Raw genomic sequence first — 24,463 nt, 5'->3', positions numbered from 1 at the left:
CTGAAAACAGTAAGGCAATATTATTTTCAATGCAAAAAGTGGCAATAATTACATCGTTAGTTTTCCTAGTTGTAATACCCTTTTTTCTTAAAAATCGATAATTTTCTGCACTTTATAATTGCCAAATTAACCCCCAATAAAGAATAAACTCTCAAAGAGGTTAACAACATTTTTGCGGTTTGATAATCTCGATCATTTTTAAAACCTTGTAATACTTCAGTTAAAATAATATCACCTATAGCGATAGAATAATTGCCTAAATATAAATCTAATTTTTTAACCTCATCTGTATCATTACCATTAAAATAATCAATCCACACACCCGAATCAACTAAAATCATTAATCTAACCTCATTTCTTCAAGATTTCCTTCCCATTTTAATTTCCCTTTGAAGTGTTTAATTTCTTCTTGTTTCTTTAAATTAATCAAGGTTTTTAAACTTAATTCAATTACTTCTGCTTCGGTTTTTAAGCCAGTAATTTTCATCGCTTCATTAATTAGCTTCTGTTTTTTCATAATATTTTTAAGTTATTATAGTTAGTATTTTATTTTTACAGAAATTATAAAAATGATTAAAATTGGATAATCAAATATTTTATTAATAGTGAATCTTTGGGGGAAGAATTAATTTAATGGAAATTCAACGAGGAGAGACTTTGAGAATTAACTTAAATCCTACCATAATAATTATTAAGAATTTGATAGGCTAAATCAAGGGGATTTTCCTCAAAGGAGAGTTGCACTAAACCTGCCGTATCCGCTAAAAATAAAGATGATTCTTGACGGCATACTGCTTCAATCGCCGAATAAATAGCTTCTTCTGATAGTTTGAATACAGTGCCGGGGCTTCCTTTGTCATAAAGTAAACGAGAGATGGTAATAGTGGATTGATTTTGACTCACCCAACTAGCGTATTCTAAACAAGTGGCTACGATTATCGCTGATGGTAAATTCGCCTTACTACCAAAGCGGAAACGGTAATAATTGCTATTTTTTGGCTGATAAATTAATCCTAACTCAGTAAAGGGACAGTCGATCGAATCTTCCACAAAATTACTATTGTTATTGTCTGATTCTACATACATTCTCAAAATACAATTAATATCTTTAACGAGGGAGGATTCAGCGACAGTTTTATTCAATCCCTGCAGATAATCCATCAAACCTTTGAGTAAATCTTCTTTTGTGAACTCATTTTGATTGAAAAGATTAAAGACATAATACCACGCACCAGCATTACAAGTTGGTTTAAGCAAACTCCAGTGTAATAACCATAAAGAAGCTGGATTTTCTAAATACCTATCCCAACCATTCACCCCTAAAAGATTATTACCAAAAGCCGAGGGGGTATTATCCTCATCAATAATCTTAAAAGTATAACACCAATAACGGAGCGATCGCACCATATTTTTCCCCACTCCCAATTTAACTGGTGCATCTTCCCCATTAAAAATTTTACCGTCAATCGAAGCCATATCAAAACCCTTCTTTAACCAACCCCAACGGGGATGAAAAGTCTCATGACGGGCAAAAGTAGGAGTTACAGCTTTTTCTAAAAGATTCAACTCCAAATTAGTCTGCATAATTAAATATTATTTTGGTATGTTTTTATATTTCTATTAAAATAATATTATGCTTTTTCCCTTCAAGATTCAATGATGCAACGCCAAAAATCTAAGTCACTATCTTCTCAAAAATCATCCTGTAGCACAAAACTAAATAGAGATAGTTTTTTAATTTGATTAAATTATTGGTTAAGAAAAGGTGTCAAGTTTGAGAGAATTTGATAATTCATAATTCTCCCTACTCCCTTCACAGCAATTGCATAAATCATTTAGGCTCACTATATTACTATTCCCCTTTCTCTAACTTCTGCAAGAAGTTTTATTAATCCCCTAATCCTTTGACTCTTTTTTGTGCATTATAAGACTTAAACCATAAAGGAATAACTACCCAGGCAATTACAGCTAATAAAGCCACAATGCCAAACTGTGCTAAATAGCTAACTAATTGGGCAAGGGGAACAATTCTACCCACAAAATAAGCTAGAGTAACGATAATTGCCCCCCAAACTGTTGCTCCCATAAAGTTGTAAAATAGGAACTTAGGATAAGGCATTTCTACAATACCAGCAATAGGTCCGGCAAAAATCCTGAGAAGAGTGATAAAACGTCCAAAAAAGACTGCTTTTGCGGCATTATCGACAAATTTACTTTTCGCCTTTTCTACCTCTGTTTCTGGCAAACGGAAAAAACGAGCTAGTTTCAGTAAAAACTGCCATCCTCCTATTCTACCAATCCAATAACCACAATTATCCCCCGTAACCGCACCTGCGATCGCAGTTAATAATACCAACCAATAATTTAACTCTCCACTACCCGCTAAAAAACCGCCCACAATGGTAATAGTTTCACCCGGGATAGGAATACCAGTATTTTCGATCGCAATTCCTGCAAACACAGCCCAATAACCATAAAGGTGGGCTAATTCTTTAATTTGTTCTAAGGATAAAAATTCCATTAGTGAATAATGAATAGTGAATAGTGAATAGTGAATAGTGAATAGATTAAAAAAGGGCAATAATAAATAGTTGATAGTGAATAATTAACAATTAATAACTCCTAACCCCGAACTAAAATTAATTGTATCTATCTAAAAGGGCTTGTAATCCCCCTTGAAAACCAGAACCAACTGCATTAAGTCGCCATTCCCCGTCTTTTCTGTACAATTCTGCCATAATTACTGCAGTTTCTACGGAGAAGTCTTCTGTCAAATCGTAGCGCAAAACTTCTTCTTTCGTTTGTACATCCACTAGACGGATATAAGCATTACTAACTTGACCAAAATTTTGTTTTCTCTTGTCAGCTTCGTAAATTGTCACCGTTACCACTATTTTAGCTACATCTACGGGAACTTTACGTAAATCGACAATTAAACCTTCATCGTCTCCCTCTCCTTCACCAGTGCGGTTATCTCCTAAAAGTTTAACAGATTGATCAGAATCGGGACTAACTAGGTTATTGTAAAAAATGAAGTGTTTATCGGAAACTAATTTGTCATTGTCTCCTAATAGAAAAACAGATACATCTAAATCAAAATCACCGCCAGTATCTGTAACATTGACATCCCAACCCAAACCGATAAATCCTGCAACTAGGCTAGGGGCAACTTTAGCTAAGGAAATTCTTTCGCCTTTTTTTAGTGAAATAGTCATACTTTAATTTTATGAAATTTAGTGATCTTATTCATCGATTATCCCCTCAATATCATAGTTTTGACTCTCATCCCCATCTTAATCCTGAGTTAACAAATATCGCTCCCATCGATCAAGCGGACGTAAATAGTCTCAGTTATATTGAGGGTGATAAGTTTGCGAATATGATAGCCATTACAAAGGCTTCTGCTCTTATTCTACCACTAGATTCTGCACTACAAACTCAAGCTACAGAAAAAGGAATTGCTTGGTTAGCTTCTCCTTATCCCCGTCTTACTTTTGCCCAAGCTATTGATATATTTTATAAACCTTATAAGCCTTCGGCTCAAATTCACTCTACGGCGGTAATTGCTGATGATGTGCAGTTAGGGGAAAATGTCTCTATTGGCGCCCATGTAGTCATCGAAAAGGGATGTAAAATTGGTGATGATGTATGTATCTTTCCTAATGTAGTTGTTTATCCTGATGTTACTATAGGCGATCGCACTTTACTTCATGCTAATTGTACCATCGAAGAGAGAACCCACATCGGGAAAGACTGTGTTATCCATAGTGGCGCGGTAATTGGTGGCGAAGGATTTGGTTTCGTGCCAACCCAAGAAGGTTGGTATAAAATGCAACAGTCAGGCTATGTCATTCTTGAAGATGGAGTGGAAATCGGTTGTAACAGTACTATTGATCGACCTGCGGTGGGTGTTACAAAAATTGGCAAGAATACAAAATTAGATAATCTTGTCCACATCGGACATAATGGGGATATAGGAGAAAATTGTGCTTTTGCCGCTCAAGTAGGTTTGGCAGGAGGCGTTAAAATTGGTAATCGGGTTATTTTAGCTGGTCAAGTTGGTGTTGCCAATCAGGTACAAATAGAAGATAATGCGATCGCATCTGCTCAAACGGGAATACATCATAATGTTAAAGCAGGAGAAACAGTTTCAGGCTCACCAGCCGTGAGTAATAAACTATATTTAAAAGTATCTGCTATTTACAAAAAACTACCTGAAATTTATAAAAACGTAAAAGAATTGCAGAAAAAATTTAATCAACTTGATAGTTAACTGCTTTTTTTACCATTTCTAAGGGCAAATTTAGACGGGTAGAAATTTCATCTACGCCCATACCCAATTGAACTAAAAGTGGTACGGTTTCCAATTTACCACTTATTTCCCCTTGTTGTATGCCTTGTTGTATGCCCCTCTGTATCGCTTTTTTCTCTCTTTGGGCTAATTCTTCTTCAACTATAGCTCTTAAACTCATAATCAATACCTGCCTTTTTTGATCAACAATGGACAATTTATTCTGATTTGCTTCGATGGCTTTTAATAATCCATATACCGATTTTAATATATTTTTTTTATTCGGATAATTTTCTGGTAAAGATTCTAATTCTGCCATAGCATTTAGTTGTATTTGTTCTCTACCGAATAACCTCAACCATAATGTTTCCCGTATTTTAGGCAATTGGTGTACCGCAATAATACCAGTATTAAGTGCTGGTGCTAAAAAATAGATTCCATTATTCCAATTTTCTTGGAATTTTGCTTCAAACTGATTTAGGATTCTTTTGGAAATAGTAGGAGTGATAATCCATAAGTTAATTTGACTTTTTTGCTCTTTTAAACGATTGTTTTTAATACTGATTAATTTACCAATGCAATCAAGAATTTGATTGATTTTAACGGGATTGCGATAAACTTCTATCAAACAAGTATTTTGAGCTATTTTACCTAATAATCCTAGGGTGTCAGCAGTTGTAGGCACTGGCTTATCAGGAATAAAAAGAATGTCAACTTCTCTTCTTTCACTACTTACATCTGCCGATGGAATCACCTGACCATAATTTTGATATAGTTCGGGCAAAATTTCTTTGACAAATTCATCATGGGGAAATTGAGACATTTTTATTCTATACTTTTGGTTGCAACTATATTCTCACCAAATTGTATCATAAGGAATTAAAATTTATATTCAAAAAAACTACAGATAAATGAAAACCGAGCAAAATACTTATCAACGGGAATTAATTAATTGGCAAAAATTAATTCAGATATTTTCAGCAAAACAGAGACATAAAGTAGCTGAAAAAAGAAATAAATATAGCGTTTATCCCCTTAATAAATATCCTCAATACCCTTCAGAATTAATTTTAAGAGATTATCAAAATCAAGCAGTTATTAACTGGATGAAAAATCAAGGGAGAGGCACATTAAAAATGGCAACAGGTAGTGGAAAAACAATCACTGCTTTAGCCATTGCGACTGAATTATATCAATATATAAACTTAGAAGTTTTACTGGTGATTTGTCCTTATCGTCACCTAGTTTTACAGTGGGAAAAAGAAGCAAAAAAATTTAATTTATCTCCCCTATTGGCTTTTCAAAGCGTTTATAATTGGCAAAGTGATTTATCACAACAACTCTATCAAATTCACCAAAAAAAACAAAATTTCTTGACTATAATTACAACTAATTCAACCTTTATTAGTGAAAGATTTCAATCTCAATTACCTTTTTTTCCTCAAAAAACTCTTATAGTTGGTGATGAAGCCCATAATTTAGGTTCGCCTCGATTTGTTTCTTGTTTGCCTAAAAACATCAGTTTAAGACTTGCTCTATCTGCAACTCCAGAAAGACATTTTGATAACGATGGTACTGATTTATTAATTGATTATTTTGGAGCAGTTTTACAGCCTGAATTTACTTTAGCAAAAGCATTAAAAAAACAAGCATTAGTTAAATATAATTATTATCCTATTTTAGTAGAATTAAATCAGTATGAAGCGTTAAAATATGCTAAATTAACAAAAAGAATTGGTTGGATATTATCAGAGAATAATAATTTGGAAGATAACCCCCAATTAAAATCATTATTATTACAGAGATCTCGCTTAGTTGCTACTGCTGAAAATAAATTAGTTGCCCTCAAAGAATTAATGCAAAATCATCAAAATATGAAAGCAACTTTGTTTTATTGCGGAGATGGCAGTATGAATAATAATGAAAAACAATTAGCCGCAGTGACACGTATTTTGGGAAAAGAATTAAATTATCGAGTTAATACCTATACTGCAGAAACACCTATAGAGGAAAGAGAAACGATTAAACAACAACTGATTACAGGGGAATTGCAGGGAATTGTTGCGATTCGTTGTCTTGATGAGGGAATAGATATACCGATGATAAATAATGCAGTGATTTTAGCTAGTAGTAGTAATCCTCGACAATTCATTCAAAGAAGGGGAAGAATTTTACGTCCTTATAAGGGAAAAAAAGAGGCTAATTTATTTGACATGATTGTAATTCCCCCTATTTTAGAAAGAGATATTTGGCAAGTGGAAAAAAGTTTGATGAAAAAAGAATTAGGACGATTAATTGAGTTTGCGAAATTAGCAAAAAATGCCGATGAAGCTCATAAGGTTTTGAATCTTATTCAAGAAAAATTTTAGACATAATTGGTGACACTATTTGGCTCTATCACTTCTCGTCGTGTAAATTATTAACTGACGTTACGCACTTATTGATGTGTTAAGTTAAGGGAGGTTTCAGGTTTCAGGTTTCAGGAAATAATAAAAATGATTGAACTAAAAAGTTATCGAGATTTAACGGTTTGACAAAAATCAATGGATTTGGTATTAATATGTTATCAATTAACTTCTCAATTTCCCAAAACAGAAATTTATGGTTTAAGTAGTCAAATACAAAGAGCCGCAGTTTCAATTCCTGCCAACATCGCAGAAGGAAAAGGGAGAAATCATTTGGGTGATTATATTCGTCATCTTTCTATGGCAAATGGCTCACTCAAAGAATTAGAAACTCATTTGATGATTGTAGGACGATTAGGCTATCTTAACCTGAGTTCGGGATAAATTTTCATCTATGAATGATGGAGAAAAAAAGGCAAAAGGCAATAAAAGGGCAAAAGGCAATAAAAGGGCAAGGGGCAAGGGGCAAAGGGCAAAGGTAAATAGTGTTGGGGTGTTGGGGTGTTGGGGTGAATAGTTGATAGTTGATAATTACTCACTACTCCCCTAAACCTGCAACCTGCAACCTGAAACCTGACACCTACCCTTATCCGATATTCTTAAACCGAACTGAGGTTATTCTATGTGCCAATAGGCAATAGGCGACTATTAAATAATAATTTATAAACTTTTAGTTTTTCTCTTACTATAAATACTATTTAATAAAGATTATAGAATTCCTGTTTCTCTTAATTTACCATAACCACTGTAGAAGAACCCACTATTTTATAATTAACATCTATTTAAAAACATAATAATTATCTACTTTTTGGATCTAAACTATCTCTTAAACCGTCCCCTAATAAATTGAAAGATAAGACAGTTAAAATAATTAGTAAAGCAGGGGGAAAAATTAACCAAGGTTGTAAAACTAAAACAGAAGCATTTGTCGCTAAAGATAATAAATTACCCCAACTGGGATCTGGTTGCTGAATACCTAAACCAATTAAACTTAATACTGATTCAGCAACGATAAAACTAGGTATGGAAAGGGTTGCGGAAATGATTATATAAGTGGCTGTTTGGGGCAGTATATGTTTTACAATTATATAAAATGAATTAGCCCCGATCGCTCTTGCTGATTGTACAAATTCTTGTTCTTTAATGGCTAAAACTTGTCCTCTAATGACTCTAGCTAATCCAGACCAACCAATAAAAGAAGTAATCATAACTATTAATAAAAATCTTTGAGCACTGCTTAAACTGGGGGGTAAAATTGCGGCTAAAGCTACTAATAAATAAATACCCGGGATAGTCATTAAAACTTCGACTAAACGCATTAAAATACTGTCAATTATTCCGCCAAAATAACCTGCTATTCCGCCGATAAACATCCCTAAAGGAAATGAAATAAGGATACCTATAATACCAATAAATAAACTAATTCTTCCCCCATATAAAATACGACTAAATTGATCTCTACCTTGTTCATCTGTGCCTAATAAATTTATTTTTCCTTCTCCTGTTGTGCCAAACAATTTACGGTTGATGGTAAATCCTGAAAAAATTTCTCTTTCTTCAAATTTAGGGGGCAATGGTAATTTAAGGGCAAAAAGTTGATAGGGTTCAGTTTTTGGGAATAACCGCAGGGGAGAGGGTTTGCTATAATCTATTTCTAAGATGCGATCGCCCGTTTGTAAATCTGTTGCACCTTGGATAGTAGGATAAACATGAGGCCCGATAAATTGTCTTTGTGAATTACGCCAATAAATAGTAGTTGGTGGTAATAATGAGCCGTTTTCCTGAACTGAATAGGGATTATACGGAGCAATAAAGTCTGCTCCAATTACCATAAAATAAAACAATAGGAGAGTAACCGCCCCCAATTTAGCAAGGGGATTTTTTCTTAATCGGCGCCACCAATTCATGTAATAACCAAATAAATAATAATTAAAGTTTAAATATAACCAGTATTGTCAATGTTAGCGAAAAATAACTGACACATCGCTTATTTTAAGATTAAAATAAAAATTTTCTGCTCATATTTATAATTTTGAAGAATAGAACAATTTATGCAACTAACAAGTCAAGAAATTAGTTATTATCGAGATCAATTATCTGACTGTGAGCCGGCGATGAAATCCCTCGATATGATAGAGGATGCGGAAGGAGATTTAGAGGATGCGGCTACTTCCATTGCTTTAGCTATTGGGCAAACTCCTGATAGGGTTGATTGGTTGGATGGTTGGGCAAAGCGTTGTCGAGTTGCTATTTGTGAAGTTAGTTTCCGCTCTGATTTAGAAGATAATTACATTGAAAATGCGGTTAAGTATTTGTTGGAAAAAAAAATTTGTCCCCCTTTATTAATAACTCCTTTACTAATTTATGTTGTTAAAAACGGAATTGAGCAATTTTGTGAGCCTCTTTCTTATAAGTTGGGCAACGATAATGAAACTCTGTAGTATTTTGTGGTTGACACAAGAAACATTTTGTTTACATTGTTTATAAGTTTGTAAATAATCACTAAAACTGGTGGTAATTCTCTTTCAGATAGTACTAGGTTTTTTTTAATTGCTACTATATAAAATAGTCTATTAATCAAGCAGTAACGGTTGAAGAATGTCGAAATCAAAATCAATTAGCATTGAAGTTGGTCAAATTTTTAGCTTACAGGTTGCACCGGGGAATATTATTAAAGGAGAAAACAGTCTCAGTAATAGTGGGGATGCGATCGCATCTTTTGGTCAAATGCCCTTAGTGGTGGGAGGAGAGAAAACTATAAAATTAATTGAAACTTATCTTGAACCTATTTGTAAGAAATTTAATTTAAAACCTCGTTACGCTAGTTATCTTCCCGATTGTAGTGAAACATCTTTAAAACGTCTCGAAAAGGCAGTCAAAACCCATGAAGCCGATTTTATCATCGGTGTGGGGGGAGGAAAATCCCTTGATAGTGCAAAATTATTAGCTCATAATTGCCATTTACCAGTAATTACCATTCCTACCTCTGGGGCTACTTGTGCCGCTTGGACTGCTTTAAGTAATATTTATTCAGAATCGGGAGCTTTTCAATATGATGTAAGTTTACGTCATTGTCCTAATTTACTTATTCTCGATTACAATATTATTGCTTCTGCTCCTAAATATACCCTGATAGCAGGAATCGGAGATGCGATCGCAAAATGGTATGAAGCCTCCGTCAGTAGCGGTAACTCTACCGCAACCTTAACCATTGCCGCTGTACAACAAGCAAGAGTATTGAGAGATATTTTACTCCAGAAAGCCGAAACTGCTTTACAAAATCCCCTCAGTGAAACTTGGAAAGAAGTAGTTGACGCAACAGTATTACTTGCAGGAGTAAGCGGAGGTTTGGGAGGTGCAAATTGTCGAACCGTTGCCGCCCATGCCGTGCATAATGGTTTAACCCACTTAGAAGCAACTCACGGCAAATTACACGGTGCAAAAGTGGCTTATGGTATTCTGGTGCAATTGAGATTAGAAGAAACCATCGCTAATAATCAACTTGCCAAAACTGCCAGACAACAATTAATCAAGTTTTATCAGTCTATCGGTTTACCTATTACCTTAGAAGATTTAGGCTTAACAAATATTACCTTAAATCAACTGCGTCAATGTGCTGAAATTACTTGTAAACCAGAATCAGACATTCACCGTTTACCTTTTAATGTGACTCCTGATATTTTACTCAGTGCAATGGTTTCAACAATGGCATAATGGACAAGAAAAGGTTTAATGTATAAATACCGATTTTAAATTTTTCTTAGTATAAATAACTCTTAGTATAAATAACATAGTATGCCTAGATCTCAGAGAAACGATAACTTTATCGATAAAACTTTTACCGTCATGGCGGATATAATTCTCAAAGTCCTCCCCATTGACTCAAAAGCTAAAGAAGCCTTTGTTTATTATCGTGATGGTATGTCAGCCCAAGCAGAAGGGGAGTATGCGGAGGCTTTAGAAAATTATGAAGAAGCCTTAAAACTAGAAGAAGATCCCAACGATCGCAGTGAGATACTATATAATATGGGTTTAATCCATGCCAGTAATGGAAAACTAGAAGAAGCATTGGGGTACTATCACCAGTCTTTAGACTTAAATCCCCGCAAACCCTCGGCTTTGAATAATATTGCCGTGATTTATCATCATTTAGGCGAAAAATCAAAACAAGCGGGAAATGAAAACGAGGCAGAAAGTTTATTTGATAAAGCCGCAGAATATTGGAAACAGGCTATCCGTTTATCTCCCAATAGTTATTTAGAGGCTCAAAACTGGTTGAAAACCACTGGGCGTTCAGAAATTGATGTCTTTTTCTAGTATTCTCTAAGCTAGGAGTGCATTTAAGTTGTCTGGTTAAGACAGGGAAGAGAGAAACTCCCCTTTCTCCCCCCTCTCAAGGGGGGAGGGGAAAAGATAAGGGTTTGAGTTATTTTCAAAAACTAAGGAAAAATGCAAGTTAAATGCGTCTTAGCTTATTAATGATTCAGCCTTCAGTAATTAGCTTTTTATTATTAATCATCATTGTTTAGAAATTAGTTATGAGTTTAAGTCAAGCAGAAGTTAAAAAAGTTGCTAATTTAGCCCGTTTACATTTAACAGAAGCGGAGGAAGAAGCATTTGCACCCCAATTAAGTGCGATTTTAGATTATTTTGAACAGCTAAAAGAATTAGATACGGAAAATGTAGAACCTACCACAAGAGCGATCGATGTTAATAATATTACCCGTGAAGATGTACAATCGACTTATGAAGATCGGGAAAGTTTACTTAATGTCGCCCCGGAAAGAGATGATGATTTCTTCCAAGTCCCAAAAATTCTTGCTTAGTATCTTACATTAATTAACCTGAGTTGGGGATAAATTTTCATCTATGAGTGATGGGGAAAAGGGCAAGGGGCAATAGGCAATGGGCAAAGGTAAATAGTTGATAATTAAGAATTAAGAATTAAAGATTAAAAACTCTGAACTCCTAACTCCTAACTCCTAACTCATTTCTCCCTAACACCTGCAACCTGAAACCTGAAACCTGAAACCTAATCTTATCCGATATTCTTAAACTGAACTGGGGTTAGTTAGGTACTTTTGATTAACTCCCCCCTAATGCTATGATCTAAAAGCTCCATCGGGTGCATTACTTTTACTTCTTTTCCCTGTAATTTGAGATGTTTGGTGATTTGTAAGGCACAACCGGGGTTTGGAGAAGCAATTATACTGGCCCCCGTGTTAAGAAGATTTTGAACTTTTTGTTCTCCTAATTCGTTGGCAACGTCAGGTTGTAAAAGATTATATACTCCCGCACTACCGCAACATAAAGCCGCATCTACAGGCTCTTTTAATTCTAGGTTAGGTATTTTTTGCAATAATTGGCGAGGTTGTAAGCTAATTTTTTGCCCATGTAACAAGTGACAAGCATCTTGATAAACAACTTTGACAGTGTCATCGGTAACGGGAGATAAGTCAACATTAAAGCCTGTTTCCATTAAAAATTCGTTAATGTCTCTGACTTTGCTGACAAATTCTTTTGCTTTTTCTTCATAGATGCGTGCTGCGTAGCAGTTCCCTTCGGGATCATCTTTTAAAATATGATGATATTCTTTAAGGGTATGACCACACCCTGCGGCATTAATAATAATATAATCAACTTCAGCAGACAAAAAACTGTCAATCATTTGTTTTGCGAGAGTTTGGGCTTGGTTTTCTTGTCCCTGATGGGCAGGTAATGCACCGCAACATCCTTGAGATGGAGGAATTACAACCTCACAACCATTTGCAGTTAATACCCTTACAGTCGCTTCATTTACAGGGTCAAAAAATAACCGTTGTACACAGCCTAGAATCAATCCTACTCGGTATTTTTTCTCTTTTTGAGGGGGGATGGTATAAGGATATTTTTTATTGATAGAAGCTAATTGAATAGATGGAAGGATAGACTCCATAGAAGCAATACGAGGAAAAAATTTGAGTATGCCCGTTTTTCTCACTAGAGCCTGTAAACCTGAAATTTGGTAAAACCACAGTAGGGGTAAGAAAATACTTAATCTTGCAGGATAAGGAAAAATATTAAAGATAAGAGTGCGAAGGATTTTTTCCCACCAATTGCGGGGTTGATTTCTTTCTACTTGAGGACGCACAGAAGCGATTAACTGATCATATTGTACCCCAGATGGACAAGTAGTAACACAAGCTAAACATCCTAAACAACTATCGAAATGAGGACTTGTGCTTTCATCTAATTTTGCTTCTCCCTGATTAATCGCATTCATTAGATAAATTCTTCCTCTGGGAGAGTCCATTTCTTTGCCAATGACTCTATAACTGGGACAAGTTGATAAACAAAAACCACAATGTACACATTGATCAATCAAATTTTGTGAGGGAGGGTTATGGTCGTCAAATCCTTTTTCAGAGTTTATAGTATCGATAGGGGTATTAGTAGTGTTCATTTAGGAATAAATATTTTAGGAACGATTCAGAAAAATCAATTTATTTTTGCTTTATTATAGCTTTTAATAAATTAATAGGAAGAATTAATTATCTTAGTTTTAAATTAGCGATTAGGGGATGAGGTGGTGAGGGGAAGGGGCGAAAGGAGGAAACAAAGTAATAAGTAAGGAGTAAGGAGTAGAGAGTTTTTAAAATTAGGGGAGTGGGGAGAGGAATTTTAATTCACCTGATACCTGCAACCTGATACCTGACACCTCTTTTCTTAATTCTTAATTGTCAACTATTCACTATTGACATTCTCTTGATTGAGGTGATTAATAACGGCGGCACCAACGCTATCTCCCCAGACATTGATTGTAGTGCGACAACGATCTAAAAACCAGTCGATAACGAGAATTAGGGAAATACCTTCTACTGGTATATTAACTGCTTTTAATACTATGACCATAGTGACGAGTCCTGCTTCGGGAATACCTGCCGCCCCTACTGCGGCTAAGGTTGCAGTCAAGAAAATAACAATTAATTGTCCCAGACTTAATTCTATACCGTAGATTTGGGCAATGAAAACGGCGGCAACTGCTTCATAAAGGGCTGTACCATCCATATTAATTGTCGCTCCTAGGGGTATGACAAAGTCAGCAATTTTACTATCGACTTTATTGTTTTTGATGGCACATTCAAGGGTGACGGGAATTGTGGCAGAACTAGAGGAGGTGGAAAAAGCTGTAATTAAGGCAGGAGACGTTTTTCTTAAATAATCAAAGGGCGATCGAGAGGTGATAAGGTAAAGTATAGAGGTCAAAATGAAAAATCCATGTAAAATTAGACCTAGTATCACAGTACTAGAATATTTCCAAAGAGAGAGAAATTCACTGCCAAACCCTTCAAATCCTCCTGCATCTCCTAAGCGCCCTGCGATTAACGCACCAATACCAATGGGAGCAAAAATAAGAATTAAATCGACAATTTTGAGGATAGCTTTGTTTAAAACGGAGATAAAATCTATGACTATTTGTCCATCTTCTAAGGTAGTCAAAATCGCACCAAAAACGAGGGAAAAAATGATTAAAGGTAAAACGTCATTTTCTACCATTGATTGAAATAAATTACGGGGAAGTAAATCTGTGACTACTTGTTCAATGGTTGTTTTGATCGAACTTTTTTCCTTCCCTTCTATTCTTTTTGCAATAGTTAAATCTATGTTTATACCTCTTCCTCTTCTTAAAGGAGATACAATTTCTCCTTGACTATTTTCCCACTGAGAGACAATTATTTTTTGACTATTAATAGGTGCTTTTTCGATAATATTTCCTTTTATATCTTGATCAATTAAAGAAACAAAATAACGATCATCAAAAGATTTTCTTAAATTTGTGTCTAGTAGTAAAACTTCATTTTCTTCAACTTTATATTCTGCGTTAGTTAAAACCTCTCCACCTCTTAATAAGACTCTTTCTGCATCAGTTTGAGCAACTCCGGGTTGAGTGATATTAACTAAAACTAAGCCTAAAATTACAGCTATTCCAGTGGTTATAAAATAAAAAATAATTGTTTTTAAGCCAATACCTTTTAATTTACTAATATCGCCTAAAGAAGTGATACTAGCTATCATGGAGGTGATAACTAAAGGTACAACCAACATTAATAAAGCATTAATAAATAATTCTCCTAAAAATTTAACTTCTTGTCCCCAAATAGGTAAAAAACCACCTAATAAAACACCGATAAAAATTCCGAGAAGAATGGGGATTAATGAGCTTAAAGAAGATGAATTTGTTGACGTGTTTTGAGTCATTGATACTATTAATTACTTTACTTAATTTATACTTAACAAGGTCAGAATCCAACCTGAGACATTTTAATTGTGAGTCGAGTTTCCATTAATGCTGATTAAACTAACGGCGATATTACCTGAAAAACAAACATCTACATCTGTATCTATGGTTCTTTTTCTTTGCCAATATTCTCCTCGATAAAAATACTGATTTCCTTCTTGTTTGAAGTTTAAGGGTAGGGGATCAATACTAGGACTACAAAATACTATATCAGGATTGGACACATAATCAAGGGGAGGTAAATTTACATTCCAAAAGCAACCTTTCGGTAAGTCTTTGTTTAATAATTTTTTAAGCACTTTTTTACTTAGTTTTTTGGCAATATCCCAATTAATAGGTTGAGGATATTTAATAACATGGGAAATTGCGATCGCACCTAAACCATGAATAGCGGCTTCTCTGACGGCGGCGACAGTGCCAGAAATGTGAATATCACTACCTAAATTTCCTCCTGCATTGATTCCAGAAAGTACCCATGTGGCGGAGGGAAAAATCTTACTAATACCGAGCCTAACGCAATCGGCAGGTGTCCCACTAATGGCATATTCTTGAGGTTTTGTTTCTGTAACAGTAATTCCTTCTTTTGTCGTCACCTGATGTCCACAACCAGATAAAGCGCGATCGGGTGCTATGATTACCTTATCTTCAGTAATAATTTCTTTTAAAGCCTTAATTCCTTCAGCGTTAATGCCGTCATCGTTAGTGATAATAAACATGAAAATAATGAGTAATGAGTGGAAGTCAGGAGTCAGAATTTTTTGTATTCTTTATTATCAACTATAAACTATTAACTACTCTCTATTGACTATTGCCTTTCAGCCAACCTTAACCGACAAATTTATATCGAACTCAGGCTAGTTAACCTCAGTTCGGTTTAAGAATATCGGATAAGAGTAGGTGTCAGGTGTCAGGTTTCAGGTTGCAGGTGTTGAAGAAAGTAATAAGTAACGAGTAATGAGTAATGAGTGTTCGGAGTTATTAATGATTAATTATTCACCCCAACACCCCAACACCCCAACACTATTTACCATTACCCTTTTCGCCATCACTCCGATGAGTGAAAATTTATCCCGAACTCAGATTAGTTAATAATTTAATTCCCTTTTGTGCTACCTGAGAATAAGTTTTTTCTCCTGCAAATATTTTCATCATAGTTTTTCCCCCAGAAGGATGCTTAACCCCTAATTGGTAACTAAGACGAGGAAAACGATAAAAAATAGAAGCTAATCTTTGCGCCCACAACATTTCTTTTCCCCATTCTTGAGCCATAATTTCACTATATTTTGCTAAAGCATTTGCCTCTCCAGCTAAAGCATTAGCCACCGCTTCGGATGCTTTTAAACCGCTATAGATAGAAGGGCGGATTCCCTCTGCAGTGAAAGGATCAACTACACAGGCTGATTCCCCTGCTAAAACGGCATTTTCTGTATGTAATTTTTGTACTCCATTCCAAAGAGCAAGGGGGTGTCCATGTTCGCAACCATCTTTAGCATTAAGATTGAACAAACCTGTATAATTTTCAATAATTTTGTGAAAACTTTGAGCTTTTCTATTTTTAGCAAAACCCCCAGCACCAATAGAATAACCATCTGCTTTGGGAAAATTCCAAGCATAGCCGTGTTGTACTAAACCAAATTCTAAATAGGTTTCTTTATTCTCTACCTTCTGTACAGGAATTTCTAATTCCAATGCACCCACCACCGATTTTTTCTGCTTTCCAAAGCCTAACCATTTAGCCATTGAGCCTTTTGCCCCATCCGCACCAATAAGATAACGTCCTTTAAATGACTCATTTTCGGTTTTAACTATCCAACCATTACTAACAAATTCAACCCCTCGTACTTTCGTTGTATCTTTCAGGGTTGCTCCTTGTTTGACAGCTTGTGTTACTAGAAAATAGTCGAAAACGTCTCTTCTTACCATCCAAATGGGATTATTTCCTAAATCAACTGCGATCGCATCTTTCTGTTCCCAAGTACAATAAACAGTATGACTTTTAAGAGAAATAGCGGGAGATAAATCAAAATCAAACCAAGATTGAATCAGAGGAGAAACTCCTCCTCCACAAGGTTTATAACGGGGTAAACTAGCCTTTTCCAGAATTAAGACAGAATACCCTTTTTTTGCTAAATGATAAGCAGAGGTAGCACCCGCAGGACCAGCACCAACAACTATACAATCATACATAATTCAACTAAGAATTTATTAATAATAAAGGGCAAAGGTAAATAGTTGATAATTAAGAATTAAAAACTCTGAACACTCATTAATCATTACTTGTTTCTCCCTCTCCCCTCATCCCCTATCCCCTAAACACCCTGACACCTGAAACTTAACCCCGAACTCCGAACTCCTAACCCATTATTCATCACCTACAATGTCAAAGAATGGGGATCATTTTCAATTAAATTAGCTAAATCTTTGAGGAATGATGCCGCATCTGCACCATAGATGATACGGTGATCACAGGTGATAGTCACTGTCATTTGATTTTTAACCCCAAATAAACCGTCTTTACTAGCTACTACGGCGGGGCGAGTACCACCAATGGCTAAGATCGAACCTTGTCCGGGAGGTAAAATAGCGGTAAAGCTACTTACACCAAACATCCCTAAATTAGAAAGAGTAAATGTACCTGTACTGTACTCATCAGGCTGTAGTTGTTTTGCTCTGGCACGATCTACTAAATCTTTCCAGCTACGGGCAAGGGAATAAATATCTATTTGAGCCGCATTTTTAATCACAGGGGTAATTAAACCGCCATCGGGCATCGCAACGGCAACAGCGATGTTGATAGAATCGTTATATTTAATGCCACCTTCTGTATAAGTAGCACTCATGATGGGGTGTTTTTGTAGGGTAACTGCAACAGCTTTGGCTAATAATGCAGTCATTGTAACTCCCTTAGTTTTGATTTTACGATATAAGCCATCTAAAGCATCAGTGGTAATATCATAGCTAACTTGGAAAGTGGGAACGTGTAAACTAGCCACCATATTACGAACAACTGCTTGTTGTAAGGTGTTAAAAGGTACGGTTTCTCCTGCTAAATTATTAATGGGAGCGGCATTACCGAGGGCAGGAGTGGGGGTAATTTGAGGAGGTATAGAGGATGTAATGGTGGGCAATGAAGGAGTAGATGTGGTTACGCTAGGTGCTTTTCCGACCGCTTTTTCTACATCTTCGGCGGTAATTCTACCGTTGACACCGCTACCCTTAATAGTGGCTAAATCAACTTTAAATTCTTTGGCTAATTTTTTTGCTCTGGGGGAAGCGATAATTCTACCGTTATTTTCAGAAGTATTTGAGGGAGAGATTTCTGTGTTAGCAGTGGTTGCCACAGGTTGAGGAGAGGTTTCTACTTCTTTTTTGAATTCAGGAGTAGTTGCGGGGGTTGAAGTGACATTATTTCCCCCTTGTGCTTGACTGGCTTTTTTCTTGGCTTCTTCTATTTCTGCTTCGGTTTCAGCAATATATGCGATCGCATCTCCCACAGGAGCTTGAGAACCGGCAGGGACAAGAATAGTAGCTAAATAACCAGAGTAGAAAGATTCTACATCCATATCAGCCTTGTCGGATTCAACGACAACAACAGTTTCTCCTTTCTCAACTTTATCACCGGGTTGTTTTTCCCATGAAACTATTTTCCCTTCTGTCATCGTGGAACTGAGGGCTGGCATAAATATATCGTAAATCATTTAGTTTATAAACTTCTTATAGACTGTTCAAACCAATAATTATATCAGTTTTGTGTTAGGCGGTTTCTAACCATTCATAGATTTTGTTGAGTTGTTGTAAATCGACTAGTCCATATTGCCATAGCACTACGGGCATTAGTCCTAAGTTTTGATCCACAGTTTTTTGAGCCATAGCGATAGAGTCTTGAGATAAGTTTATTTCATCTTGCAAAAATTTGATAAAGCGAGTGTAAGTAATAGTAGGCATAATTTTTATTTCTTAAAAATATAAAAAGATTAAAAAAGCTGGACTAAAAATAACAGAAATGGTTAAAAACAAAAACTCATTATCTGATTTTTCTTGGAAGAATTTTATGTTCTGAAAAATTGCTGAATTTATTATCACTCTCACGAAAAATTAAGCCATTTTGCTTAGATAGCTACCAATATGTCATTGATTATTAATCATTAATAGATGATATTGATATAAAAACATTCTCGATATTTTGCCAATTAAAATAGTCTGATAAAAAAATTTCCAGTTAAGCTGAAAAAGTTTTTGCAATTTAATGAATGAATCTGTTTATAGCCATCATTCTAAGATATTAAGGTACACGGACTCTTTGTTGATAGAGGGCTTCAACTCTTCTGCTCGTACCTGATAAATTGGAAAAATGCTATATGAACTAAATTAAAACTTTTCCCTTCAGATTATTTATCTTCCTTCTAAATAAACTCCCATCAAAGAGCTTAGTTTAAAAGTTTGAGTATGAGATTAACATTTGAGTTAATGATTATACACCATTAAAAAAAAATTTGCACTACTTTTTCAAAGAGTTTTCTGACGGCAAAAATTCCACAGAGATGCGATCGCCTTTTTTGATATTTAATTCTTTTGCTCTCCCTCCAGCTAACTCTATTACTTGATCAATTTCGACCTCAGAGCTATATAAAGGACAAGGCTCTTTCGTACAAGGGGGGACATTGTGAGCTATATTTTGTACAACTCCATCTCGAACAAATAGCATATCCAAAGAAATAAAAACATTTTTCATCCAAAAATTCACAATCGTAGGTGGCTGAAAAAGAAAAAGCATCCCTCTATCAGGAGGTAAATCGGTACGAAACATTAAGCCTAACTGTTGTTGTTCAGGAGTTTCTGCCACTTCCAATTCTATTTGTTGATTATCGATGGATAAAATGGCATTAATGGGAAGATTTTGGGGCGAGGAAACATCTGCTATGGAAAGAGTAGATATATTTTCCTCATTTTGTGCTTGAGATAAAGAATTTTCTCCTGTATCACAACTAGAAACGAAAAAACAAAGAGAAATAACTAAAGGATAAGATAAGATTTTGGGAAAATTAACCATGCTATACAAATAAAAAAGAGCGGTGAAAAGAGATAATAACCGAAAAAAGACTATTTTGATCAGTTATTTTTTTTGTAGTGTAAAATTAAGTTTACGGTGTATTTTCTTGAGTTAAAGATAATTACTGATTTTCTTAACAAAGGCATTTGATTATTTATTATTTATTATGAGTAACAAAGATAATTTCGGTAGTGGATTTATTATCGGTACAATTGTCGGAGGATTAGTAGGCGGTGTTGTGGGTAGTTTGGTAGCAAGTAAAAGTCAACAAAGCAAAGATTCTGATAATTCAAACCAGAAAAAGACTTCTTATTCTAGCCTCGAAGATGAATTTGCCATGGAGAATGCAAGATTAAGTTTAGAAGAAAAAATCAATCAACTCAATCACGCTATTGACGAAGTTAAATTTGGTTTAATGTCAAAGCAAGAAAAAGAGAAGGAAGAAAATTAAGTATTCAATGCAGTTAAAAGAGAAAGGGGCAAAGGTAAATAGTGAATAGTGAATAGTGAATAGTTGATAATTACTCGTTACTCGTTACTCATTACTCATTACTCCCTAAACCTGACACCTGCAACCTGATACCTGACACCTCTTTCCTAATACCCCAAACCATAAAAACCCTTAACGTTTAAATAATAAAGGCTTCACTAAGTTGGGTAGAGTGATAACTCATTTGTATCCAGAAAAACTCTCCCTTATTACCCCAGAATTTATATTGTAAGATGCGATCGCCTTCTCGGGAAGTTAATTGTTTAAACACTTTAGTTTCCTCATCCATAATTTGTACTTTCAAATTAGCTGGTAATAAATGATTATTAGTAGGATAAAGACGGAAAAAGATACTATTTTGACTATCAGATTTCGGCAATACTCCTATCACTAAAGCCAAAGATAAATCCCCCATTTCCAAACCTAAATTTAAACGTTTTCCACACCATAAACCTGCATTAGGATTATTCGGTTCTAAACGCCAAATTCCCTCGGCGGCGTGCCATCTTGTTTCATCATCATGGGAGCGACTCATAATATAATTTAGAGCTTGTAAAACTTGATTTTTATGCACACTATTAGTCGGTAAAACACTTAATCTTTGTGCCGCAACCTTCAACTGCTTCTCATCATTTATTTGATAAATATATTCTAAATTAACATTCCCAGAACGCATTACAATTCCGTTACTACTAACAGAAGGAGAAGAGGAAATAAAATTTAAGCTATCCATCAAGTCAGTCAAATTTTGCCATCCTTGACTATAAGCCTGATAAAAATTATTCTCTAACCAAGAACCTAGACTAATTGGTTGATATTTCTTATAAAGAGATAAACGACAAGATTTATCTGCAAATAAAGCCGCCCATTGAACAAAATTCAAATGATGACGAACTCTTGAAGCCTCAATATTATTTAATTGTTCCATAAATTGTCTTTTTTCCACACTAGAAAATTGTGGTAAAGCCTGATATTCAACATGATTAAATAATTGATATTTTTCGAAAAGAAATATTAGGTTAAGATCATCATCTAAAAAATGTTCAGGTAAAATATAGTAAGCAAAATAACGATTATAATAGCTATATTTTTTTATGTATTCATAGGTTGTAAAACCATAAAATCTTAACCAACCTGTCTCTAAATTAACTTGTACTGGTAAAAAATAATCTCCTCTAAGTTGAGGAATATCTAACCATTCTTGAGGGATATTAAATTCACTCAAATCTTCACATTCTTCAGGTATTACAACTAGACGACGTGAAAGATTATTAATAATAAGCGGTGTTCCATTAACAAATTGCCAAATACTAAATAAATCTTTTTCTTCAAACTCAAAATTAACTTGACGGATCAAATCACCGTAGGTCATGTTTAACCATTTAATCAGACAATTACTAGCAAGAAAATTGATTAAAGCCTGATGTTGCTGTGCTAAAGATGCAAAATTTTTGGCTTTTTCCATGGCTATATCATATTCTTTGTCAGAAAATTTTAGCCACAAATCTTCAGAGTTAAAAGCAGTAAATAGATCTAAAGACATGATATTTATTGAATTTATATTGGTAAAAATCATTGCAAAAGTAAAAAAACTATTAAATAAAATTAGGATAATTATTAATAAACCAATCCTCTACTAAATGGACAAAACAAAGATTAATGTGATTAGTTTCTGGGAAAAACAATTGGTAATCTTCTATTAATTTTGTTTTCAAATTTTTCGCTAAAGGGTTTAAATCATGGTTCAATGTATCACTATCAGTAAAATTTTTTTCTTGAAAATTGTTCATAATTGTTGACTTTTCATTATCAGACAATAATTGATAAATTTCTGTAATTTTTTGAGATAAAACCTCTTTACAATATTCTTGTAACCATTGATCTAAAGGATTTTTTAACTCTTTAAATTTTTGCTTAGTTATAGTAATTTGAGAATCAGCTAAAATTTCTCTGACCAATTTTTCCAATAATTCTTGTCGGGTAGAATTAATTTGACGGGTAACTTGATATTGTTCTCTGACAAACTCACCATAATTAACCCCCATAATTTCAGCTATCTCTGTTTGAGTTAACTGTAAACCTTTCCATAATTCAAATAAAATTTTCTGGGTTAAATCTAATTCATAAAAGGCATTAGTCAATATGGTATCCACCTGATTATATTCTTCTTTTTGAAGTTCCTTTTCTTCTCGAACATTTACATTAACTTGATCAACTAAATTTTCTGTGTATTCTCCACTATTTAAAATTTTAGGACTACAATATTGACGAGCAAATTCGATACAATTACTAATAATTAAATTACATTCTTCTTGATTAATATTAGGTAAATTAGCTCCTTTATTTTTAACAATAAAATTGTACTCTTGAGTTATTTTTAAAAAATGATTAGCAGAAGGAGGTGGTAGTTTTTGATTCTTTTTAATAGTTTTAGATGAATAAACTACATTAAAACATTCCCACACCAATAGGTATTTTTCTAAATCACTATCTTTTAAACCTCCTATTATCTGTAAACATTTTTTCCGAGTCCCAGATTTTAATTGTCTTAACAACCCCCAATCAGAAGCTCTTTCCCATCCCATATATTGATATGCCCGATCTATTAATTGGGATTCTATTTTGCTTCGAGCATAGGTAGTTAATTTATACCGAAGACTTTGATTGTATTTAGCTAATAATTTTGTGGGAGATGCCAAAAGCAAATTAGCCCATTGGAAGTAATCCTGCCAAGTAAATATATTCCAACAATTTTTAAATCGTTGATAAACTTTTTTTGTGGCAAAGAAACAAGATTCTTGCAAATAAGCGATTAAATGCTTTTTCTTTAAATTATCTTGGTTATCTCGCAACCACTCCAAAAATTCTTGGGCAATAAGGTCATCTTCTTCAGCTAAAATTTCTTGCTGATCCAATAATTGCCTCATATTTTGCTCTAATTCAGGAGTAATTTTCCAGTAGGTAATCAGAGAAGATGATTCTTCTTTCAAACAGAGAAAGGAAGAAAACTGCATAACAAGATTAGTGCGTTTTTGCATTTTCATAAAAGTAGATTTCCAATGGTTTTTCACCATGAGGGTTTCCTTATCTACTTATCAGTGTCTTTTTTCCGATTTATGCAATTTCAGCAAAAATTTTTTCACTAATTTGATTCTTTTGAGATTTTTTTTGAAACCTGCAACCTGAAACCTGAAACCTAAAACCTACCCTCATTGCAGTTTCATTGTCTCCCTGTCAGCTTTTGCCCTTTTCTCAATCACTTTCTATAAAAATTTATCCTGAATTGAGGTTATTTTTATGATACGGGTGAAAAGTCCTTAATTTCAGCATAGCGAGAATGAGTACTTCACGGATAAATAAGAGGATACTTTTCGGGAGACAGATAAACCCCATCACAATCAGATTTATAACGATATTCTCTTAAGGTAAATTCGCTATTTTGCCACTGATAAACTACAAAGCTACCACAGTCTCCTAAACCCCTAGATTTTGTCTCTAAAGATAGAGTTTGACTAATTGGATCAAATTCTGGAGAGCCATTGAGAGTAAAAGTGTTAGTTAACTGTAAATTCTGGGGATTATCTCTGAAAGTAGCAAAACTAATTTTTTCTATAGCTGAATTAACACGATTGTATAACAGATATTGATAGTTACCTTGATACGCCCCTAAAAAACATAAAATCTCTACTAAATACTGATTTTCCTTTAGAGGATAAATTTCTGTAGAATCAATAGATAAGGCTTGGTCTCTTTCTTGATTACACAGTTTTATGTCTTTCTGATTTTCATAAATTTTGCTAATAATTACCTGCTTTTCTTCTGGAGTGATAATAATTGCTTCTAGCTCAGAATTTTCTCTAGTTTCTTTTTGGCAACTGAACAATAACAAAATTAAGACATATGAGCAAAAACGATTCAAAAGCGATTGAAAGTATAACAAGTTAGGAAA

Annotated in this window: 26 protein-coding genes; 9 read left to right on the top strand and 17 right to left on the bottom strand. The window is 34.5% G+C overall.

Annotated features, from left to right (window positions below; translation table 11 throughout):
* Positions 1 to 65: 65 nt before the first annotated feature.
* From CYAN10605_RS16985 to CYAN10605_RS16965, 5 genes are all read right to left on the bottom strand, one after another.
* A complete protein-coding gene (locus CYAN10605_RS16985; RefSeq protein WP_241212784.1) occupies positions 66 to 341 on the bottom strand; it encodes a PIN domain-containing protein in 276 nt (91 codons plus the stop codon).
* Positions 341 to 517 carry a type II toxin-antitoxin system VapB family antitoxin gene (locus tag CYAN10605_RS16980; RefSeq protein WP_015221178.1) on the bottom strand — a complete coding sequence of 59 codons (177 nt, stop codon included), beginning with the start codon at positions 515 to 517 and terminating at the stop codon, positions 341 to 343. The genes CYAN10605_RS16985 and CYAN10605_RS16980 overlap by 1 nt, the downstream gene beginning before the upstream one ends.
* Positions 518 to 669: 152 nt before the next feature.
* Complete coding sequence (locus tag CYAN10605_RS16975; RefSeq protein ID WP_015221177.1) at positions 670 to 1,584, bottom strand: DUF4007 family protein; 915 nt, start codon at positions 1,582 to 1,584, stop codon at positions 670 to 672.
* Between the two features lie 304 nt (positions 1,585 to 1,888).
* Positions 1,889 to 2,521, bottom strand: coding sequence for a DedA family protein (locus tag CYAN10605_RS16970; protein ID WP_015221176.1), 633 nt, complete (start codon positions 2,519 to 2,521; stop codon positions 1,889 to 1,891).
* Positions 2,522 to 2,639: 118 nt separating this feature from the next.
* Positions 2,640 to 3,215, bottom strand: a complete 576-nt coding sequence (locus tag CYAN10605_RS16965) for a TerD family protein (protein WP_015221175.1) — start codon at positions 3,213 to 3,215, stop codon at positions 2,640 to 2,642.
* An 11-nt stretch (positions 3,216 to 3,226) separates the two neighbouring features.
* Between CYAN10605_RS16965 and lpxD the strand changes: the two genes are divergently transcribed.
* Positions 3,227 to 4,273 (top strand): UDP-3-O-(3-hydroxymyristoyl)glucosamine N-acyltransferase, encoded by a 1,047-nt coding sequence (lpxD, locus tag CYAN10605_RS16960; protein WP_015221174.1) that lies wholly within the window; start codon positions 3,227 to 3,229, stop codon positions 4,271 to 4,273.
* Here lpxD and CYAN10605_RS16955 read toward each other — a convergent pair.
* A complete protein-coding gene (locus tag CYAN10605_RS16955) occupies positions 4,254 to 5,114 on the bottom strand; it encodes a hypothetical protein (RefSeq protein ID WP_015221173.1) in 861 nt (286 codons plus the stop codon). The two genes, lpxD and CYAN10605_RS16955, sit on opposite strands and share 20 nt — an antisense overlap.
* An 88-nt stretch (positions 5,115 to 5,202) precedes the next feature.
* Here CYAN10605_RS16955 and CYAN10605_RS16950 point away from each other — a divergent pair, with 88 nt between their 5' ends.
* From CYAN10605_RS16950 to CYAN10605_RS19375, 3 genes are all read left to right on the top strand, one after another.
* Positions 5,203 to 6,660 carry a DNA phosphorothioation system restriction enzyme gene (locus tag CYAN10605_RS16950; RefSeq protein WP_015221172.1) on the top strand — a complete coding sequence of 486 codons (1,458 nt, stop codon included), beginning with the start codon at positions 5,203 to 5,205 and terminating at the stop codon, positions 6,658 to 6,660.
* 174 nt (positions 6,661 to 6,834) lie between these two features.
* Positions 6,835 to 7,080, top strand: coding sequence for a four helix bundle protein (locus CYAN10605_RS16945; protein ID WP_015221171.1), 246 nt, complete (start codon positions 6,835 to 6,837; stop codon positions 7,078 to 7,080).
* Positions 7,081 to 7,090: 10 nt separating this feature from the next.
* A complete protein-coding gene (locus CYAN10605_RS19375; RefSeq protein ID WP_277422491.1) occupies positions 7,091 to 7,213 on the top strand; it encodes a hypothetical protein in 123 nt (40 codons plus the stop codon).
* Between the two features lie 280 nt (positions 7,214 to 7,493).
* Here CYAN10605_RS19375 and CYAN10605_RS16940 read toward each other — a convergent pair whose 3' ends face one another.
* The gene (locus CYAN10605_RS16940; protein ID WP_015221170.1) at positions 7,494 to 8,603 is read right to left on the bottom strand and encodes an ABC transporter permease; all 1,110 of its coding nucleotides are present in this window, start codon (positions 8,601 to 8,603) and stop codon (positions 7,494 to 7,496) included.
* Between the two features lie 144 nt (positions 8,604 to 8,747).
* On the opposite strand from CYAN10605_RS16940, the gene CYAN10605_RS16935 reads away from it, so the two are divergent.
* The 4 genes from CYAN10605_RS16935 to gatC all read left to right on the top strand — a co-directional run bounded on the left by CYAN10605_RS16935 (position 8,748) and on the right by gatC (position 11,522).
* The gene (locus tag CYAN10605_RS16935) at positions 8,748 to 9,137 is read left to right on the top strand and encodes a hypothetical protein (protein WP_015221169.1); all 390 of its coding nucleotides are present in this window, start codon (positions 8,748 to 8,750) and stop codon (positions 9,135 to 9,137) included.
* Between the two features lie 157 nt (positions 9,138 to 9,294).
* The gene (locus tag CYAN10605_RS16930; protein WP_015221168.1) at positions 9,295 to 10,410 is read left to right on the top strand and encodes an iron-containing alcohol dehydrogenase family protein; all 1,116 of its coding nucleotides are present in this window, start codon (positions 9,295 to 9,297) and stop codon (positions 10,408 to 10,410) included.
* An 81-nt stretch (positions 10,411 to 10,491) separates the two neighbouring features.
* On the top strand, positions 10,492 to 11,013 hold the full coding sequence (locus CYAN10605_RS16925) for a photosystem I assembly protein Ycf3 (protein WP_015221167.1): 522 nt from the start codon (positions 10,492 to 10,494) through the stop codon (positions 11,011 to 11,013).
* Positions 11,014 to 11,234: 221 nt separating this feature from the next.
* Positions 11,235 to 11,522 carry an Asp-tRNA(Asn)/Glu-tRNA(Gln) amidotransferase subunit GatC gene (gene gatC, locus CYAN10605_RS16920; protein ID WP_015221166.1) on the top strand — a complete coding sequence of 96 codons (288 nt, stop codon included), beginning with the start codon at positions 11,235 to 11,237 and terminating at the stop codon, positions 11,520 to 11,522.
* A 245-nt stretch (positions 11,523 to 11,767) separates the two neighbouring features.
* On the opposite strand, the gene CYAN10605_RS16915 is transcribed toward gatC, so the two are convergent.
* From CYAN10605_RS16915 to CYAN10605_RS16885, 7 genes are all read right to left on the bottom strand, one after another.
* The gene (locus tag CYAN10605_RS16915) at positions 11,768 to 13,138 is read right to left on the bottom strand and encodes a (Fe-S)-binding protein (RefSeq protein ID WP_015221165.1); all 1,371 of its coding nucleotides are present in this window, start codon (positions 13,136 to 13,138) and stop codon (positions 11,768 to 11,770) included.
* Positions 13,139 to 13,419: 281 nt separating this feature from the next.
* Positions 13,420 to 14,934, bottom strand: coding sequence for a dicarboxylate/amino acid:cation symporter (locus tag CYAN10605_RS16910; RefSeq protein WP_015221164.1), 1,515 nt, complete (start codon positions 14,932 to 14,934; stop codon positions 13,420 to 13,422).
* A gap of 63 nt (positions 14,935 to 14,997) precedes the next feature.
* On the bottom strand, positions 14,998 to 15,690 hold the full coding sequence (surE, locus tag CYAN10605_RS16905; protein ID WP_015221163.1) for a 5'/3'-nucleotidase SurE: 693 nt from the start codon (positions 15,688 to 15,690) through the stop codon (positions 14,998 to 15,000).
* A 349-nt stretch (positions 15,691 to 16,039) separates the two neighbouring features.
* Positions 16,040 to 17,161 (bottom strand): geranylgeranyl reductase family protein, encoded by a 1,122-nt coding sequence (locus tag CYAN10605_RS16900; protein WP_015221162.1) that lies wholly within the window; start codon positions 17,159 to 17,161, stop codon positions 16,040 to 16,042.
* Between the two features lie 185 nt (positions 17,162 to 17,346).
* Complete coding sequence (locus CYAN10605_RS16895; RefSeq protein WP_015221161.1) at positions 17,347 to 18,672, bottom strand: dihydrolipoamide acetyltransferase family protein; 1,326 nt, start codon at positions 18,670 to 18,672, stop codon at positions 17,347 to 17,349.
* Positions 18,673 to 18,727: 55 nt separating this feature from the next.
* Positions 18,728 to 18,919, bottom strand: a complete 192-nt coding sequence (locus CYAN10605_RS16890) for a DUF2949 domain-containing protein (protein ID WP_015221160.1) — start codon at positions 18,917 to 18,919, stop codon at positions 18,728 to 18,730.
* A 553-nt stretch (positions 18,920 to 19,472) separates the two neighbouring features.
* Positions 19,473 to 20,024, bottom strand: coding sequence for a DUF192 domain-containing protein (locus CYAN10605_RS16885; protein WP_015221159.1), 552 nt, complete (start codon positions 20,022 to 20,024; stop codon positions 19,473 to 19,475).
* A 166-nt stretch (positions 20,025 to 20,190) separates the two neighbouring features.
* On the opposite strand from CYAN10605_RS16885, the gene CYAN10605_RS16880 reads away from it, so the two are divergent.
* Complete coding sequence (locus tag CYAN10605_RS16880; RefSeq protein ID WP_015221158.1) at positions 20,191 to 20,475, top strand: ssl2009 family thylakoid membrane protein; 285 nt, start codon at positions 20,191 to 20,193, stop codon at positions 20,473 to 20,475.
* A gap of 178 nt (positions 20,476 to 20,653) precedes the next feature.
* Here CYAN10605_RS16880 and CYAN10605_RS16875 read toward each other — a convergent pair whose 3' ends face one another.
* From CYAN10605_RS16875 to CYAN10605_RS16865, 3 genes are all read right to left on the bottom strand, one after another.
* Positions 20,654 to 22,057, bottom strand: a complete 1,404-nt coding sequence (locus tag CYAN10605_RS16875; protein WP_015221157.1) for a DUF1822 family protein — start codon at positions 22,055 to 22,057, stop codon at positions 20,654 to 20,656.
* A 52-nt stretch (positions 22,058 to 22,109) separates the two neighbouring features.
* On the bottom strand, positions 22,110 to 23,588 hold the full coding sequence (locus CYAN10605_RS16870; RefSeq protein WP_015221156.1) for a sigma-70 RNA polymerase sigma factor region 4 domain-containing protein: 1,479 nt from the start codon (positions 23,586 to 23,588) through the stop codon (positions 22,110 to 22,112).
* Between the two features lie 272 nt (positions 23,589 to 23,860).
* Positions 23,861 to 24,397: a DUF1176 domain-containing protein gene (locus CYAN10605_RS16865; protein WP_241212783.1), complete on the bottom strand. Its 537-nt coding sequence runs from the start codon at positions 24,395 to 24,397 to the stop codon at positions 23,861 to 23,863.
* Positions 24,398 to 24,463: the final 66 nt, after the last annotated feature.

The organism is Cyanobacterium aponinum PCC 10605, assembly GCF_000317675.1.
GTDB lineage: Bacteria > Cyanobacteriota > Cyanobacteriia > Cyanobacteriales > Cyanobacteriaceae > PCC-10605.
This window is presented reverse-complemented; position numbering and strand designations above follow the sequence as displayed.